Raw genomic sequence first — 14,092 nt, 5'->3', positions numbered from 1 at the left:
CCGCTACACCGCTTCGTTGGCTTATCGCCACTAGAGTGGCTCCCACCAGAACTTTTGCGCCCAGGTGGCAATCCGAACCTGCCGGTGGGAGCCAGCCTGCTGGCGATGGGTGCTTGCCTCATCGCTACACTGCTTCGTTGGCTTATCGCTACTAGAGTGGCTTGTATGTTGTGTCCGCCCCTTTCTCTCGCCGGCAAGGCGAGGGATAAGGGGCTGGGGTGAGGGACGCTAGTGGTATCGGCTCGACCAACGAGACCGACAGTGAGAGACATCCCGACCCATCGTGAGCGTCGATGAAGGATCTGGCGATCCGATCGCCGATGAACAAGCTAACGCGTCGATGGGCTTCACCCCAGCCGTCCTTGAGACTACGAGGAGTGGGACCATGAAGCCAGTACGTCATTTCGGGATCGATATCGACAAGGCGGCTCTGACGGTGGCTTGCCACCAAGTGCCGGGTCAGACGCGGCGGATCGGCAACGACCCGCCGGCCATTGATGCGTGGCTGGATGAGTTGCCGCCGCGCAGCGTGCTGGCCGTGGAAGCCAGCGGCGCCTGCCATCAGACGTTGTTGCAGCGTGCGGTGGCCAAGGGGGTGGCCATTTACCTGCTCAATCCGCGGGACGTGCGCCATTACGCGGAGAGCCTGCGGCGACGGGCCAAGACCGATCGGGTCGACGCCCAAGTCATTGCCCGTTATCTGGAGCGCGAGCAGGACCATTTACGACGCTATACCGCGCCGGAAGAGCATGCGGCCAGCCTGGAATGGCTGCTGCGGCGACGGGCCTTGCTGGTGAGGCAGCAAGGCAGCCTGCGGTTAGGTTTCCAGGACGCGCCGCTGCCCGCTATCGATGCCTTGTTGGCGCAGTACAAAGCCGCCCTGGCCCAGATCGACCGACTCATCGATGAGCAGGTCGCCGCCGATCGGGCGCGCCAACAACAACGCGAACTGCTGCGCACCATTCCCGGCGTGGGGGCGCTTAGCAGTGCGGCCTTGCTGAGCCTTTTCTGGCGCCTGCCAGGCATTGGCGCCGAGGCGCTGATTGCCTATATCGGCTTGGACCCTCGGCCCCGGGAGTCCGGCAGCTACCGCGGCACGCGTAAGCTCTCCAAGCGGGGCGAGGCGGAATTTCGACGACTGACTTACATGGCGGCGGCCACCTTCGCTCGGCATACGGTCGGCCAAGCACTCTACGCGCGCTACCGCGCGCGCGGACTCAGTGCCACCGCCGTCTTCGTGATCCTGGCTCGGAAGATCATCCGACTCGCCCACGCCATCCTCACTAAAGGTCAGCCCTTCGACCCCGAACGCTTCGCTGCCGCTTGCGCCTCAACATAGGATCTCCCACCTTCGCTTCGGATCGACAGTCACGCAGGCTCGCAGGTGGGAGCCAGCCTGCTGGCGATGGGAGCTTGCCTCGTTCCCATGCCACATCCCCATGCCACATCGTTGGCTTCTCGCCGATATAGCGGCTCGTACCGTTAGGCATGCGTGGACAATGGCGTCTTCGCCCGCAACAATCGCCGGATGCCTTCCGCCGACCCCTCCGCCATCATCCTCGAAGCCCGCGGCCTGTGCTTCCTGCGCGAGGACGAGCCGGTGTTCGGCCCGCTCGACTTTGCCTTGCGCGCGGGTGAGATCGCCCTCGTCGAGGGCGATAACGGCAGCGGCAAGACCACTCTCATGCGCGTGCTCACCGGCATGCTTCGCCCGGGCGAAGGCGAGGTGCGGCTGGACGGCGCTACCTTTTCACTGGACACGATGGCCGGTGCCGTCGTTTTTCTCGGCCACCAGTTGGGCCTGAAACTCGACCTCTCCCCACGCGAGAACCTGCGGGTCAGCAGCGGCCTCTATGGCCAGCGCGAAGGCGCGGATGCCGACCTCGCGCTGGCCGAGGTCGGCCTTTCCGGCTTCGAGGACGAACCGGTCCGGCGGCTTTCGGCAGGGCAGAAGAAGCGCGCCGCACTGGCGCGGCTGCTCATCGTGCCCGCGCGCGTATGGTTGCTCGACGAGCCGTACGCCAACCTCGACCGCGAAGGCATCGCACTGGTGAACCGCCTGCTGGAAGGGCATGCCCAACGGGGCGGCGCCGCCCTGGTCACCAGCCACGGCGCGGTGCGCTTTGCCGGTGGCGAGCCGCGGCGGATACGGCTGCACGCATGACGCACGGAAGCACGCCCACCGCTTGCGCCGCACTGCTGCGACGTGACCTCGTCCTCGCCTGGCGCCGCCGCGGCGACATCGCCATGCCGGTGCTGTACGCGCTCATCGTCGCCACGCTGTTCCCTTTCGCGCTCGGGCCGGAACCGGCCCTGCTGGCGCGCATCGCTGGCGGCGTGGTGTTCGTGACCGTGCTGCTCGCCGTGCTGCTGTCGCTGGATCATCTGTTCCGTGGGGACATCGAAGACGGCTCGATGGAGCAGTTGATGCTCGCACCGCAGCCGCTGGCGCTGCTGGTAGGCATGAAGGTGCTCGCGCACTGGATCACCTCCGCGCTGCCGCTGATCGTGGTGGCTCCGCTGCTCGCAGGCATGCTGAAACTGCCCGGCACGGCGATGCCCGTGCTGATCCTGGCCCTGCTTATCGCCACGCCGCTGCTCAGCCTGCTCGGCGCGGTACTGGTCGCGCTGACGGCGGGATCGAGGCGCTCTGGTATGCTTCTGGCGCTCATGTTGCTGCCGTTGTGCGTACCGGTCGTGATCTTCGCCGCCGGGGCCGTGGCCGCTGCGCAGGAAGGGCTGCCATGGGCCGCGCCGATCGCCTGGCTCGGAGCCGGGCTCGTCATGGCTCTGGTTCTCGCGCCGCTGGCTTGCGCGGCTGCGCTACGCATCGCCATGGACTCATGAACACGCAACCGCGCGCCCCAAGCAGGGGACTCACGGTGCTTGAACGAATCGCGACGAGGATCGATGGCTAACTGGGTTCCGCTCTGGCTTCACCGCCTCGGCTCGCCGCCGGTGTTCTACCGTTTCGCCGGGGCCGTGCAGCCCTGGGCGCTTGGTTTTGCCCTCGTACTCGGCATGGTCGCGCTCTACGGAGGCCTGTTCGTCGCTCCCGCGGATTATCAGCAGGGCGATGCGTACCGGATCATCTTCATCCACGTGCCCAGCGCATGGATGAGCCTGTTCGTGTATGCCGCGATGAGCGTCGCGGCTTTCGTGGCACTGGTCTGGCGCATCAAGATCGCCGAAGTCGTCGCCATGGAATCGGCGCCGATCGGTGCCGCATTCACCTTCATCACCCTTGTTACCGGTTCGCTGTGGGGCAAACCGATGTGGGGCACCTGGTGGACCTGGGACGCACGCCTCACTTCCGAACTGGTGCTGCTGTTCATCTACCTCGGCGTGATCGGTCTGCATCACTCGTTCGAAGACCGCCGCCAAGGCGCGCGCGCAGCGTCGTTCCTTGTGCTGGTCGGCGCGGTGAACGTGCCGATCGTGCATTTCTCGGTCAACTGGTGGAACACCCTGCACCAGGGCTCCACGGTGCGCCTGCTCGGCCCTTCACACATCGAGGCGAGCATGCTCTGGCCGTTGCTCACCATGATGGCCGCCACCAAGCTGTATTACATCGCCAGCCTGTTCGCGCGCGTGCGCGCCGAGCTGGTCGCCGCCGAAGGCGGCAAGGCCTGGGTACGCGAACTGCTCGGCCTTCCGGAGCGCGGCACGCCATGAGCCAGTCACTCTCGATGGGTGCGTACGGGTTCTATGTCTGGTCCGCCGTCGCCGTTTTTTTCATCGTCCTCTTGATCGACACGCTGGCCCCGTTGGCCCGGCGCCGCCGTAATCTGCGCGCCTTGCGCGCACGCATCGCGCGCCAGGAAAACCGTCGCCGGCCGGGAACCCCGCCCCAAAATGAATCCGACGCGTAAACGCCGCCTCGCCATCGTGATCTCCGTGCTCGCCGCCGCTGTCGTGGCGGTGGGCCTCGTCGTGTTCGCGCTGCAGAGGAACATGAATTACCTCTTCACCCCCAGCCAGGTGCAGGCAGGCCAGGCCACGCAGTATCCGACGTTCCGGCTCGGCGGCATGGTCAAGGCAGGCTCGATCCAGCGTGCCGGCGACTCGCTCAAGGTGAGCTTCATCGTCGTGGACGATGCGGGCGCCATGCCCGTGGAATACACCGGCATCCTTCCGGACCTGTTCCGCGACAACCAGTCGGTGATCGCTACCGGCCGCATGGACAGCGGGCGTTTCATCGCCAGCGAGGTGCTCGCCAAGCACGACGAGAACTACATGCCGAAGGAACTCAAGGACGCCATGGCCAAGGCACACGAGAACCGCAAGATCGACGACAAGGCTATGGACGACAAGGCCATGAAGGACCGCACGCCATGATCCCCGAGCTCGGCCAGTTCGCGCTAGTCCTCGCGCTGTTGCTTGCCCTGGCGCAGGGCGTGCTGCCGATCGTCGGCGCATGGCGGGGCAACAGCGCGCTGATGGCGGTGGCGCGGCCGGCTGCGGCGGGTCAGGGCGTGTTCGTGTTCGCCGCGATGGCGGTGCTCATCTACGCCTTCCTGAGCTACGACTTCTCGGTCGCGTATGTAGCCGACAACTCGAACCTGGCACTGCCCTGGTATTACCGCATCACGGCGGTATGGGGCGCGCACGAGGGATCGATGCTGTTGTGGGTGTTCATTCTCAACGTCTGGTCGCTGGCGTTGGCCGCCTTCAGCCGTCACCTGCCCGATGCCTTCGTGGCGCGCGTGCTCGGCGTGTTGGGCCTCATCGGTGTCGGCTTTCTCGCCTTCATCCTGTTCACGTCCAATCCTTTCGTGCGCGAGCTGCCGATGCCGGCCGACGGCGGCGATCTGAATCCGGTGCTGCAGGATCCGGGCATGACCTTCCACCCGCCTGTGCTGTACATGGGCTACGTGGGCTTCTCGGTCGCCTTTGCGTTCTCGATCGCCGCGCTGCTGGGCGGTGGCATGGAGCAGGCCTGGGTGCGCTGGGCGCGCCCGTGGACGAACGTGGCGTGGGCGTTCCTCACCCTCGGCATCGTCGCCGGCAGCTGGTGGGCCTATGCAGAACTCGGCTGGGGCGGCTGGTGGTTCTGGGATCCGGTGGAGAACGCGTCGTTCATGCCGTGGCTGGTGGGCGTGGCGCTGATCCACGCGCAAGCGGTCACCGAGAAACGTGGATCGCTTCCGGCGTGGACCGTGCTGCTGTCGTTGTTCGCTTTCTCGCTTTCCCTGCTCGGCACCTTCCTCGTGCGCTCGGGCGTGCTGACCTCGGTGCATGCGTTTGCCTCCGATCCACGTCGCGGCCTGTACATCCTCGGCTTCCTGGTCGTGGTCATCGGCGGCTCGTTGCTGCTCTACGCCATCCGCGCACCCAAGGTCGCCACGGGCAAGCCGTTCGCCGCGCTGTCGCGCGAGACCGGCATCATGATCGCCAATCTGCTGTTCACCACGGCCGCCGCAATGGTGCTGCTGGGCACGCTGTTCCCGCTGATCGGCGATGCGTTGAATCTGGGTCGCGTATCTGTCGGCCCGCCCTACTTCGGTTTCCTCTTCGTGCTGCTGATGGCGCCGGCCGTGCTGTTGCTGCCGTTCGGTCCGTACCTTCGCTGGGGACGTGCCGAGGGTCGCCAGCTCACGGCGATGGCGCTGCGCGCGAGCGTGGCCGCCGTCGTCTGCGCGATTGCCGCCGCGTTCTTCGCCCAGGGGCATCTGCGCGCGATTGCCGGCGTGGCCGGTGCGGTCTGGGTCGGCGCGGGCACGCTCGCCTACGTGGTGAAGCGCTGGCGCGAAATGCCGCGCGGTCGCCGTTATCCGGCGGAAATGGCCGGCATGCTGCTCGCGCATGCGGGCGTGGCGATCTTCCTCATCGGCGTGATGCTGTCGGAATCGTTGAGCGTCGAACGCGACGTCCGCATGGCCCCGGGACAGACCGAGACCATCGGCGGCTACGCGTTCCGCTTCGATGGCGTCGAGGAAACCGAAGGCCCCAACTGGCATGCAGACGAAGGCATCGTCACCATCCTGCGCGACGGCAACACGATCGGCACCATGCATCCGCAGAAGCGCACCTATTCGCGCGGGCAGGTGCAGACGGAATCCGCTATCGATGCCGGCCTGTTCCGCGATATCTACGTGGCGCTCGGCGAACCGATGGACGCGAACGATGTGCGCGGCGCCTGGGCGCTGCGGCTGTATCACAAGCCGTTCGTGCGCTGGATCTGGCTTGGCGGCCTGTTCATGATGGCCGGTGGTTTCCTCTCCGCTTGCGAGCGCCGGTTCCGCGCAAAGAAGACCGCTGCGGACGCACGCCCGGCTATTGTCGAGGCAACGCCGAAGGAATCGCTGGCATGAGCCGCATCCTGCCCCTCGTTGCGTTCCTCGCACTGGTCGGTCTATTCGGCTTCGGCATCTGGTGGAACACGCGGCACGATCAGCACGAGATCGTCTCGCCGTTGATCAATAAGCCAGCGCCTGCGTTCTCGTTGCCTGTGTTGGGCGAACCGTCGCGCACGGTCGACAAGGCGTCGCTGCTGGGCAAGCCGTATCTCCTCAACGTGTTCGCCAGCTGGTGCATCGAGTGCGTGCATGAGCACCCGATCCTGATGACCGAGGTGAAGCAGCTCGGCCTTCCGCTCGTGGGCTTCAATTACAAGGACGAGCCGCAGGCAGCGACCGCATGGCTCGCCGAGCACGGGAATCCGTTCGACGTGATCGTGGCCGATCGCGACGGCCGTGCCGGCATCGACTTCGGTGTGTACGCCGCGCCGGAAACGTTCCTGATCGATGCGAAGGGTGTCATTCGCTACAAGCGCATCGGCCCCATCACGCCTGAGGTGGTGCAGAACGAGATCCGCCCTGCCCTCGCCGCGCTGGCGAAGGAAACGCCATGACGCGCCGCGTCCTGCTCTGGCTGGCGCTGTGCCTGTTGCCAGCGCTTGCGGCCGCCCAGGCTATCCAACCGTTGCCGTTCCGCGACCGCGCGGAGGAAGTGCGCTTCCAGAAGCTCAGCGCCGAGTTACGCTGCCCGATGTGCCAGAACGAGACCTTGGCCGACTCCAACGCACCGATCGCGCACGACCTGCGCCGGCAGGTGTTCGAGATGATCCAGTCGGGCAAGAGCGACGACGAGATCAAGGCGTATCTCGTGGATCGCTATTCGCAGTTCGTGCTCTACAAGCCGCCGGTGGAACCGTCGACCTGGCTGCTCTGGTTCGGCCCCGCTGTACTGCTCGCCGCGGGCGCGCTGGTCGTCGCCGTGCAAGTGCGCCGCCGCGCTCGCCAGGCCCCTGCCGCTACGCCGGCCAACGACACCGAGGACGACTGGTGACTGTCGCGTTCTATCTCGTCGCGGGGGCGATGCTCGTCCTCGCGCTCGCCCTGCTGCTCGTTCCCCTCGTGCGCCAAGGGCGCCGCGCTGGACGTCCTCGGGGCGTCTTCGTGCTTGTGGTCTGCATCGCCGTGCTTGTCCCGCTGAGTAGCGCGGGGCTCTACGTACTGGTCGGCACGCCGTCCACGCTCGGCGGCGTCGAGCCGGCCAAGGACATGACCGTCGGCGAAGCCATCGACACGCTGCGCGCGCGGTTGAAGGAACACCCGGACGATGCCCAAGGCTGGGTGCTGCTCGGCCAGACCTACGCGATGCTCAAGCAATCCGCCGATGCACGGGCAGCCTACGACAGCGCGCTCAAGGCCGATCCGAAGAACGTGGCCGCCATGGTCGGCTGGGCCGAGGCGGACTCCCTGGTGCGCGAGGATCACCGCATCCAAGGTCGCGCCTTCGATCTGCTCAACCAGGCGATCGCCATCGAACCGCAGAGCCAGCGTGCACTGTGGCTGCTCGGCATCGCGCAGTTCCAGCAGGAACGTTATGCCGACGCTGCCGCAACCTGGCGCACGCTGCAACCGCTGCTCGATCCGGATTCCAACGTGGCACGCGCCGTGGCGCAGCAGATCGCCCTCGCCGAAAAGCGCGCGAACGGCGGCACGGACGAGCCGGCCCGTGGCACCATCGACGGCGGTCGCTGAGGAGCACGACATGGGCGATGCACGCCAATACCACCTGCTGTCCTCGCCGTTTCGCATGAAACGCGGCGGCGAACTGCATGGCGCACGCGTGGCCTACGAGACCTGGGGCACACTGTCGCCGAACCGGGACAACGCCATCCTGATCCTCACCGGCCTCTCGCCGAGCGCGCATGCTGCCGCGAACGAGCAAGACCCGACGCCCGGTTGGTGGAACGAGATGATCGGTTCCGGCAAGGCGTTCGATACCGATCGCTTCCACGTCATCTGCGTGAACTCGCTCGGCAGCGACAAGGGTTCCACCTGCGCCGCATCGATCGATCCGGCTACCGGCGAGCCGTACCGACTCACCTTCCCCGCGCTCTCGCTGGAAGATGTCGCCAACGCGGCGCACGAAGCCGTGCGAGGCATGGGCATCGAACAACTGGCGTGCCTCGTCGGCTGCTCCATGGGCGGCATGAGCGCGCTGGCGTACATGCTGCTGCACCCTGGTGCAGCACGCACCCACATCAGCGTGGACACGGCACCGCAGGCCCAGCCATTCGCCATCGCGATCCGTTCCCTGCAACGCGAAGCGATCCGCCTCGATCCGCACTGGAACGAGGGCAGGTACAGCGACGACCAGTGGCCCGAACACGGCATGAGCATCGCGCGCAAGCTCGGCGTTATTACCTATCGCTCGGCGATGGAATGGAACGGCCGCTTCGCACGCATCCGCCTGGACCCCGAACAACGCGACGACAACGAACCCTTCGGCTTCGAATTCCAGGTGGAGTCGTACCTCGAAGGGCATGCCCGGCGCTTCAATCGCCAGTTCGATCCCAACAGCTACCTGTACCTCTCCCGCGCCAGCGACTGGTTCGACGTGGCCGAGTACGGCCAAGGCGACGTGATGCGCGGTCTTGCCAGCATCCACATCGAACGCGCCCTGGTCATCGGCGTGAGTACCGACATCCTCTTTCCCCTGGAACAGCAGGAAACGATCGCCAAGGGACTGGAGGCCGCAGGCGCCCAGGTGGACTTCGTGGCGCTGGATTCGCCCCAGGGCCACGACGCGTTCCTGGTCGATATAGAGAACTATAGCCGGGCGATCGGCGGCTTCCTTGCGACGATCTGACCCGGTGGCGGGCCCAAGGCCCCCGGCCCCGGTTTGGTATGATCGGGCCTTCCGGCGTTCCCCGCGCCAGCGCATCCAGAGGTTCCACCCATGATCACGGTCGACTTCCCGGGCAGCCGCAAGCTCATCGAGGCCATCGATGCCTCGGTCACCCAGCCGAGCACGCCGGCCATCACCGATACGCTGCGCAACGCGCTGTGCCGACTGATCCGGTCCCAGGAAGTGAAGCTGCCGGAGTGTGTGTTCGAAGCCGCCGCCGACCATTACGCCCGCCGCGAGCTGTATCGCAGCGAAGAGCACGGCTACAGCGTCGTCGCGATGACCTGGGGCCCGGGCCAGGGCACCCTGATCCACGACCACAGCGGCATGTGGTGCGTCGAAGGCGTCTGGAACGGCGCGCTCGAAATCGTGCAGTACGAACTGCTCGGCCACGAGGCCCAGCGCTACCACTTCCGTCCCGTCGGCTCCATCCAGGCCGGCCCCGGCTCCGCCGGCAGCCTGATCCCGCCGCACGAGTACCACACCATCCGCAACCCCAGCGAGGACGCGGTCGCGGTGAGCCTGCACATCTATTCCGGCCGCATGACCCAGTGCGCCGTGTTCAAGCCGGAAGGCGACGACTGGTACCAGCGCACCGAACGCCAACTAGGCCTCGACCGGGTCCACTGAATCCCGCATAATGGCGACCCCCATGCCGAAATGGCGGAACCGGTAGACGCGGCAGACTCAAAATCTGTTTGTAGAAATACAGTGTGGGTTCGAGTCCCACTTTCGGCACCAAATAGCAAAATCAGAACGGGTCGCCCCTTCCAGGCGGTCACAAGAACCCGCCTCCCATGGCGGGTTTTTTGCTATACAAATCCCTAGACTTGTGAGCAATCACTAGTGTTGCCGGCGGCGCGGGTCAACGCACCGAGCCCGAATCATCCACCCGGGGGTTCGTCCCCTGCTGGAACAAGTGCTACCTGACGACACTGAACGTCCGAAAGCCTCATGTCGTGTAACTGGGACGGATCAAGAACTGCCCCTTCCATCTTAGCCTGATGAAAATCGCAGTCCACGAAGCGGCTGTGGCGCAAGTCTGCCTGACGCAGGTCCGCGTTTCTAAAACTCACATTCTGAAAAACGGACGCCCGCATGTCGCACCGTTCGAGGACGACATGGTCGAAGTTCACGTCGATGAAGTCGTTCCAACACAGACTGGACTCGCTTAAATCCGTTCCGGTAAACGCCACATCGGACAACTCACTTCGGGCAATGAACGTGCGCGGCAGGGTCAAGTTCCGAGCATCGAGATCGCCGTCAATGATCATCCGAAACAGATGGACACCAAACGGCTCCTCATCGTCAAAGCGAGGCATCCGGCTCAACATGGCCGGCACGGCGCCCGGCTTGACGAACCCCGGTTGTAGCTGACGGCACGATGCTTCATACGACTTTCGAGTCATGCCGTCATCCTCATCCTCTCCGTTCAACACTCCTTCCATGGATGGATTTGAGGTTGGTATCCGAAGATCAAACCTAGCGGGAGATTGGACAGCATCTGTCAACCGCCACCCTTGCTCCAGATGTGCATAGGCGGCGGCGCCGACGTAATAGGCGCCCAATCGAACAAACTGCTTTTTGATGCGAGAAGCAAACAGCCGATATAACTGGTTCGACCGTTTCGTAAGTCCCATGGTCGCCAACCTCCCCGAAAGAAGGATGCCATCTTGATAGATCCCGCCCGGAGTCAATTCAATACCTTCGGGGTTGATGCCCTCATACACTGCGAACTTGTCCCGCTCACCGATGCGCCTAGACTCGTAGTTGACTTTTTCCTCTTTGTCGAGCAACAAATAACTCGTTGTGCTTACCGAGCTGTCGGCACTTGCTTTTCCCAACGTAGAGATCGACGACGCCGAGAGATACGAACGAAAATCCAATTTCATCCGATGACCCATTTCGGTGTATACGAGGTGCTCATTACTCTCCACATCATCACATATGGAGAGCAAGTCATCGCGAGTCGCGAAGAACGACAACTGAGCCACTATTTTGCTCCTTTGGGAACCATCATTAGAATGTCATTTGGATATTTTGCCTGAATATCTTTGGCCGCTGAAACCTCTCCAGGCGTCGCCGTCACTCCATCGGAATGGGTGCTCACGGTTTGGATTCGCAAGCGAATTGGTGCGGAGAGGGGATCTTCAGCACTGGTGTATTCCATTGTGATGTCCACATACCGCGTTCCCTGGCCGTTGGGCCCAGATCCCGCGATTCGCTCCTCTGACTTGAAGCCACCCCCGTAAACGGGGTCGAATCCCATCTCCTCGAACTGTTGACGCAACTCAACGTTCTGAGCGCGTGTGGACGAGTTGCCCCATCGCCCACCACTTCCTGACAGATAGCCGTCCTGAAACTCAAGTCGTCGTTGGGCTTCACTTTCCCCTGGGCGAAGAGGGCCAAACTCAGGGACGCTGGGGCACTGACCGTTGGCAATCTCTGCCTCGTAGTTCGCCTGTAGGGCTGAACCCCCTGCTAGGTTGGGACCCTGAGTGGGATTAAAGATGGCGCGCAGACGCTCCCTCTCCCACTCACTCATCTCGTCGCGCTCTTCCTCCTCCAACCCGGTCGGATCCACCGAGCTGAGCGGATGGCTTCCCACGTAGGCATACGTCGAGGTCCCGCCCGACAAGCCGATGGGATCGCTCTGGATGAAACGGCCGGTCGCGGCGTCGTAGTAACGATGGCCGTTATAGATCAGCGGGCTTTCCGTATCGGCGTATTGGCCGGGGAACCGGAGGTTAAATAGATAACCCCCACTATTAGAAGCCCCTTCACCGAACGGATTCTTGGTGGGTAGCCACTCCCAATAGCTCCCCGCTCCGTCACCCACATCGGCCCGTCGTGGCGTGCCCATACCGTCGGCCACCACGAACACCGCAACCGTGTCGTCCAACGACCCCACGGGCAAGTTGTCCATCCAAATGTAATCGCGGTGCAATGACCCGTAGTCACCCACGAGTTGGCCAGCTTCGTCATACACAAAGCGCGACTTCAGACCCAGATAACCGGACTTGTAAACCCGCTGATCGAGGGCGTTATAGGTGAAGTCGGCAATGGGACTTCCCTGAGACTGGACCTCCGTCAGGCGGCCCCGTCCGTCATAAAGGAAGGTGTAGGCGGTCGAGCCACTCTGACTCTGCGTCACCGAACCGTTGGCATCCAGCACCGTGGGCTGACCACCGCCCACGGTGCTCAGCCAGTGCGTCCCCGACTGATAGGTGTAGGCCCCCGTCGCTTGGGCATGTACGCCTGCGGACGTCTTGCTGAGGCGATCCCCGGTCTTGTTGTAGGTATACGACTCGTTGAAGGTCGCAGATTGGACAGCCGTGAGTCGGCGAAGCGCATCATAGGCGTAGGTTTCCGAGGCGCCGGCCGTGGCGCTGTCGCCGAACCCGACGATCTGGTTGGCGGCGTCCCGATCGTAGTGCGCATTGAACGTGGCGCTGCTGATATCGGTAGGCTGATAGTTCGCGTCGTAGGCGCGGGTGACCACGTGGCCATTGCCCAGCGTATACGAGAGGACGGGACCGAACGGCAGGTAGCTAGCCCCGCTGACCATGGAGGTCGCCGTTCCATTCTGCGGTGTGGCCGTAATCCCTGAAATCTCACCCAATGCGTTTCGCGCATAGACGACGAGCGTCCCACTCGGCATGTGGACAAGGGACAACCGCCCCGCCTTTGTATACGCGTAATCGATCGTGTCGATCAGGTCGCCCTGAGCCTGACGTTTTTCAGTCACGCGACCTTGGTTGTCGTAGCAGTAGGTGGTGGTCACCGCCGCTTCGACGATGCGAGTCAATCGGCCGACCGGATAGGAGCTGGCGCATCCGGTAACAGTGTTGGCCTCGTCGTAGTGGTAAGCCACATTGAGGATCGGATCTGCGTAGGTGGTCGCCGTTCGACGGCTCAACGCGTCATAGGCATATGTCGCCGCGTTGCCCTTCGCATCGGTTCGCGACAGCGTGTTGCCGGCGATGTCCACGGTGCCACTGCTGTGCCCAGTGTCTGGGCTGGTCAATGATGTGGGATGCCCCAGACCGTCAAAGCCATACGTTGTGATCAAACCACCCGGGTCCTTCACGGCCGTCAGGCGATCCAGCGCATCCAGCGTGAATGTATTGGTGGTGTTGGCCGTGCTGGCGTTCGTGCCCTTGTAGTCAGCCACGCTCGACGCCAGCCGATTCAGCGCATCGAAGGTGTCGGATTGCTGGACGCCGTTGGCGTCCTTGGAGTGAACCAGGTTACCCGCGGGGTCGTAGTCGCCCGTCGCGGAGGCATCAAAGACGACTTGGCCTCGCCCATCGACCACCCGAACGAGTTGCCCGAGGGCGTTGTAGGTTTTGCTCAACGACCACGTCACGGTGCCGCTGGCGTCTCGGATTTCCTCTTGGACATGGTCACCGGCCGCGTCGAGCGTGTAATGGAGGTGATTCCCTGCTCCGTCCTCGATGTCAACCAATCGGTGAGCGTCGTCGTAGGCGTAGGTGAGCGCGACCCCATCCGGGTCCGTGACCTTGTGGAGCAACCCGGTTGCGTCGTAATCCAGTGTGGTCGTCGCATCGTCCGCGGAAGAAGTCCCATCGCCGTTTGCTCGAACGATGAACTGCGTGATCCAACCCCGGTTGTTATAAACGATGTCCTTGATAACGCCACGCACGTCGCGACGACGCACCGCCCGACCGGCCTTGTCGTAGGCCACGATCGCGGAGCTGTGCCCCAGCGCATCGGTGACCGTATAGAGATCGCCTGCGTGCTGGCACGGACCCGCAAAGGTGCCGCACCCGCTTTCATCAGTCGTCAAGTAATAGCGATTGGTGACAACGTCTGCGACGTCGGTCCGTGGACCATCGACCGATAACACCAAGCCAACGTGCGGACACTGCGTCGAGTCCACCGCGTCGCAGTAGGTGTATCGCGTTTGGCTGATGCCGGCCGGCGCGTT

General features: G+C 63.8%; 14 protein-coding genes and 1 tRNA gene. 13 read left to right on the top strand and 2 right to left on the bottom strand.

Features of this window, described 5'->3' with window-relative positions; genetic code table 11:
• Window positions 1-385: 385 nt before the first annotated feature.
• The 13 genes from IM816_RS07665 (at window position 386) to IM816_RS07605 (ending at window position 9,882) form a co-directional block, all read left to right on the top strand.
• Complete coding sequence (locus tag IM816_RS07665; RefSeq protein ID WP_250338290.1) at window positions 386-1,339, top strand: IS110 family transposase; 954 nt, start codon at window positions 386-388, stop codon at window positions 1,337-1,339.
• Window positions 1,340-1,528: 189 nt separating this feature from the next.
• Entirely contained in the window at window positions 1,529-2,164 is a 636-nt protein-coding gene (gene ccmA, locus IM816_RS07660; RefSeq protein WP_250340422.1) for a cytochrome c biogenesis heme-transporting ATPase CcmA, read from the top strand.
• Window positions 2,161-2,847, top strand: coding sequence for a heme exporter protein CcmB (gene ccmB / locus IM816_RS07655; protein ID WP_250340421.1), 687 nt, complete (start codon window positions 2,161-2,163; stop codon window positions 2,845-2,847). Before ccmA ends, ccmB begins: the two co-directional genes overlap by 4 nt.
• Window positions 2,848-2,910: 63 nt before the next feature.
• Window positions 2,911-3,675, top strand: coding sequence for a heme ABC transporter permease (locus IM816_RS07650; protein ID WP_250340420.1), 765 nt, complete (start codon window positions 2,911-2,913; stop codon window positions 3,673-3,675).
• The gene (gene ccmD, locus IM816_RS07645) at window positions 3,672-3,872 is read left to right on the top strand and encodes a heme exporter protein CcmD (protein ID WP_072320731.1); all 201 of its coding nucleotides are present in this window, start codon (window positions 3,672-3,674) and stop codon (window positions 3,870-3,872) included. Before IM816_RS07650 ends, ccmD begins: the two co-directional genes overlap by 4 nt.
• Entirely contained in the window at window positions 3,856-4,338 is a 483-nt protein-coding gene (ccmE, locus tag IM816_RS07640) for a cytochrome c maturation protein CcmE (RefSeq protein ID WP_250340419.1), read from the top strand. Before ccmD ends, ccmE begins: the two co-directional genes overlap by 17 nt.
• Window positions 4,335-6,314: a heme lyase CcmF/NrfE family subunit gene (locus IM816_RS07635; RefSeq protein WP_250340418.1), complete on the top strand. Its 1,980-nt coding sequence runs from the start codon at window positions 4,335-4,337 to the stop codon at window positions 6,312-6,314. The genes ccmE and IM816_RS07635 overlap by 4 nt, the downstream gene beginning before the upstream one ends.
• Window positions 6,311-6,853, top strand: coding sequence for a DsbE family thiol:disulfide interchange protein (locus tag IM816_RS07630; RefSeq protein WP_250340417.1), 543 nt, complete (start codon window positions 6,311-6,313; stop codon window positions 6,851-6,853). Before IM816_RS07635 ends, IM816_RS07630 begins: the two co-directional genes overlap by 4 nt.
• The gene (locus IM816_RS07625) at window positions 6,850-7,290 is read left to right on the top strand and encodes a cytochrome c-type biogenesis protein (protein WP_250340416.1); all 441 of its coding nucleotides are present in this window, start codon (window positions 6,850-6,852) and stop codon (window positions 7,288-7,290) included. Before IM816_RS07630 ends, IM816_RS07625 begins: the two co-directional genes overlap by 4 nt.
• On the top strand, window positions 7,287-7,988 hold the full coding sequence (locus IM816_RS07620) for a tetratricopeptide repeat protein (RefSeq protein ID WP_250340415.1): 702 nt from the start codon (window positions 7,287-7,289) through the stop codon (window positions 7,986-7,988). The genes IM816_RS07625 and IM816_RS07620 overlap by 4 nt, the downstream gene beginning before the upstream one ends.
• Window positions 7,989-7,998: 10 nt before the next feature.
• On the top strand, window positions 7,999-9,102 hold the full coding sequence (metX, locus tag IM816_RS07615; protein ID WP_250340716.1) for a homoserine O-acetyltransferase MetX: 1,104 nt from the start codon (window positions 7,999-8,001) through the stop codon (window positions 9,100-9,102).
• A gap of 90 nt (window positions 9,103-9,192) precedes the next feature.
• A complete protein-coding gene (locus IM816_RS07610; protein ID WP_250340414.1) occupies window positions 9,193-9,771 on the top strand; it encodes a cysteine dioxygenase family protein in 579 nt (192 codons plus the stop codon).
• Between the two features lie 24 nt (window positions 9,772-9,795).
• A tRNA-Leu gene (locus IM816_RS07605) sits at window positions 9,796-9,882 on the top strand.
• 143 nt (window positions 9,883-10,025) lie between these two features.
• Here the strand turns inward: IM816_RS07605 and IM816_RS07600 are convergent.
• Window positions 10,026-11,135, bottom strand: coding sequence for a pentapeptide repeat-containing protein (locus IM816_RS07600; RefSeq protein WP_250340413.1), 1,110 nt, complete (start codon window positions 11,133-11,135; stop codon window positions 10,026-10,028).
• A complete protein-coding gene (locus tag IM816_RS18895) occupies window positions 11,135-12,709 on the bottom strand; it encodes an RHS repeat-associated core domain-containing protein (RefSeq protein ID WP_486624464.1) in 1,575 nt (524 codons plus the stop codon). Before IM816_RS18895 ends, IM816_RS07600 begins: the two co-directional genes overlap by 1 nt.
• Window positions 12,710-14,092 lie beyond the last annotated feature (1,383 nt).

Source organism: Luteibacter flocculans (assembly GCF_023612255.1).
GTDB lineage: Bacteria > Pseudomonadota > Gammaproteobacteria > Xanthomonadales > Rhodanobacteraceae > Luteibacter > Luteibacter flocculans.
The sequence above is the reverse complement of the archived record's forward strand: the minus strand, read 5'-3'. Positions and strand labels throughout refer to the sequence as shown.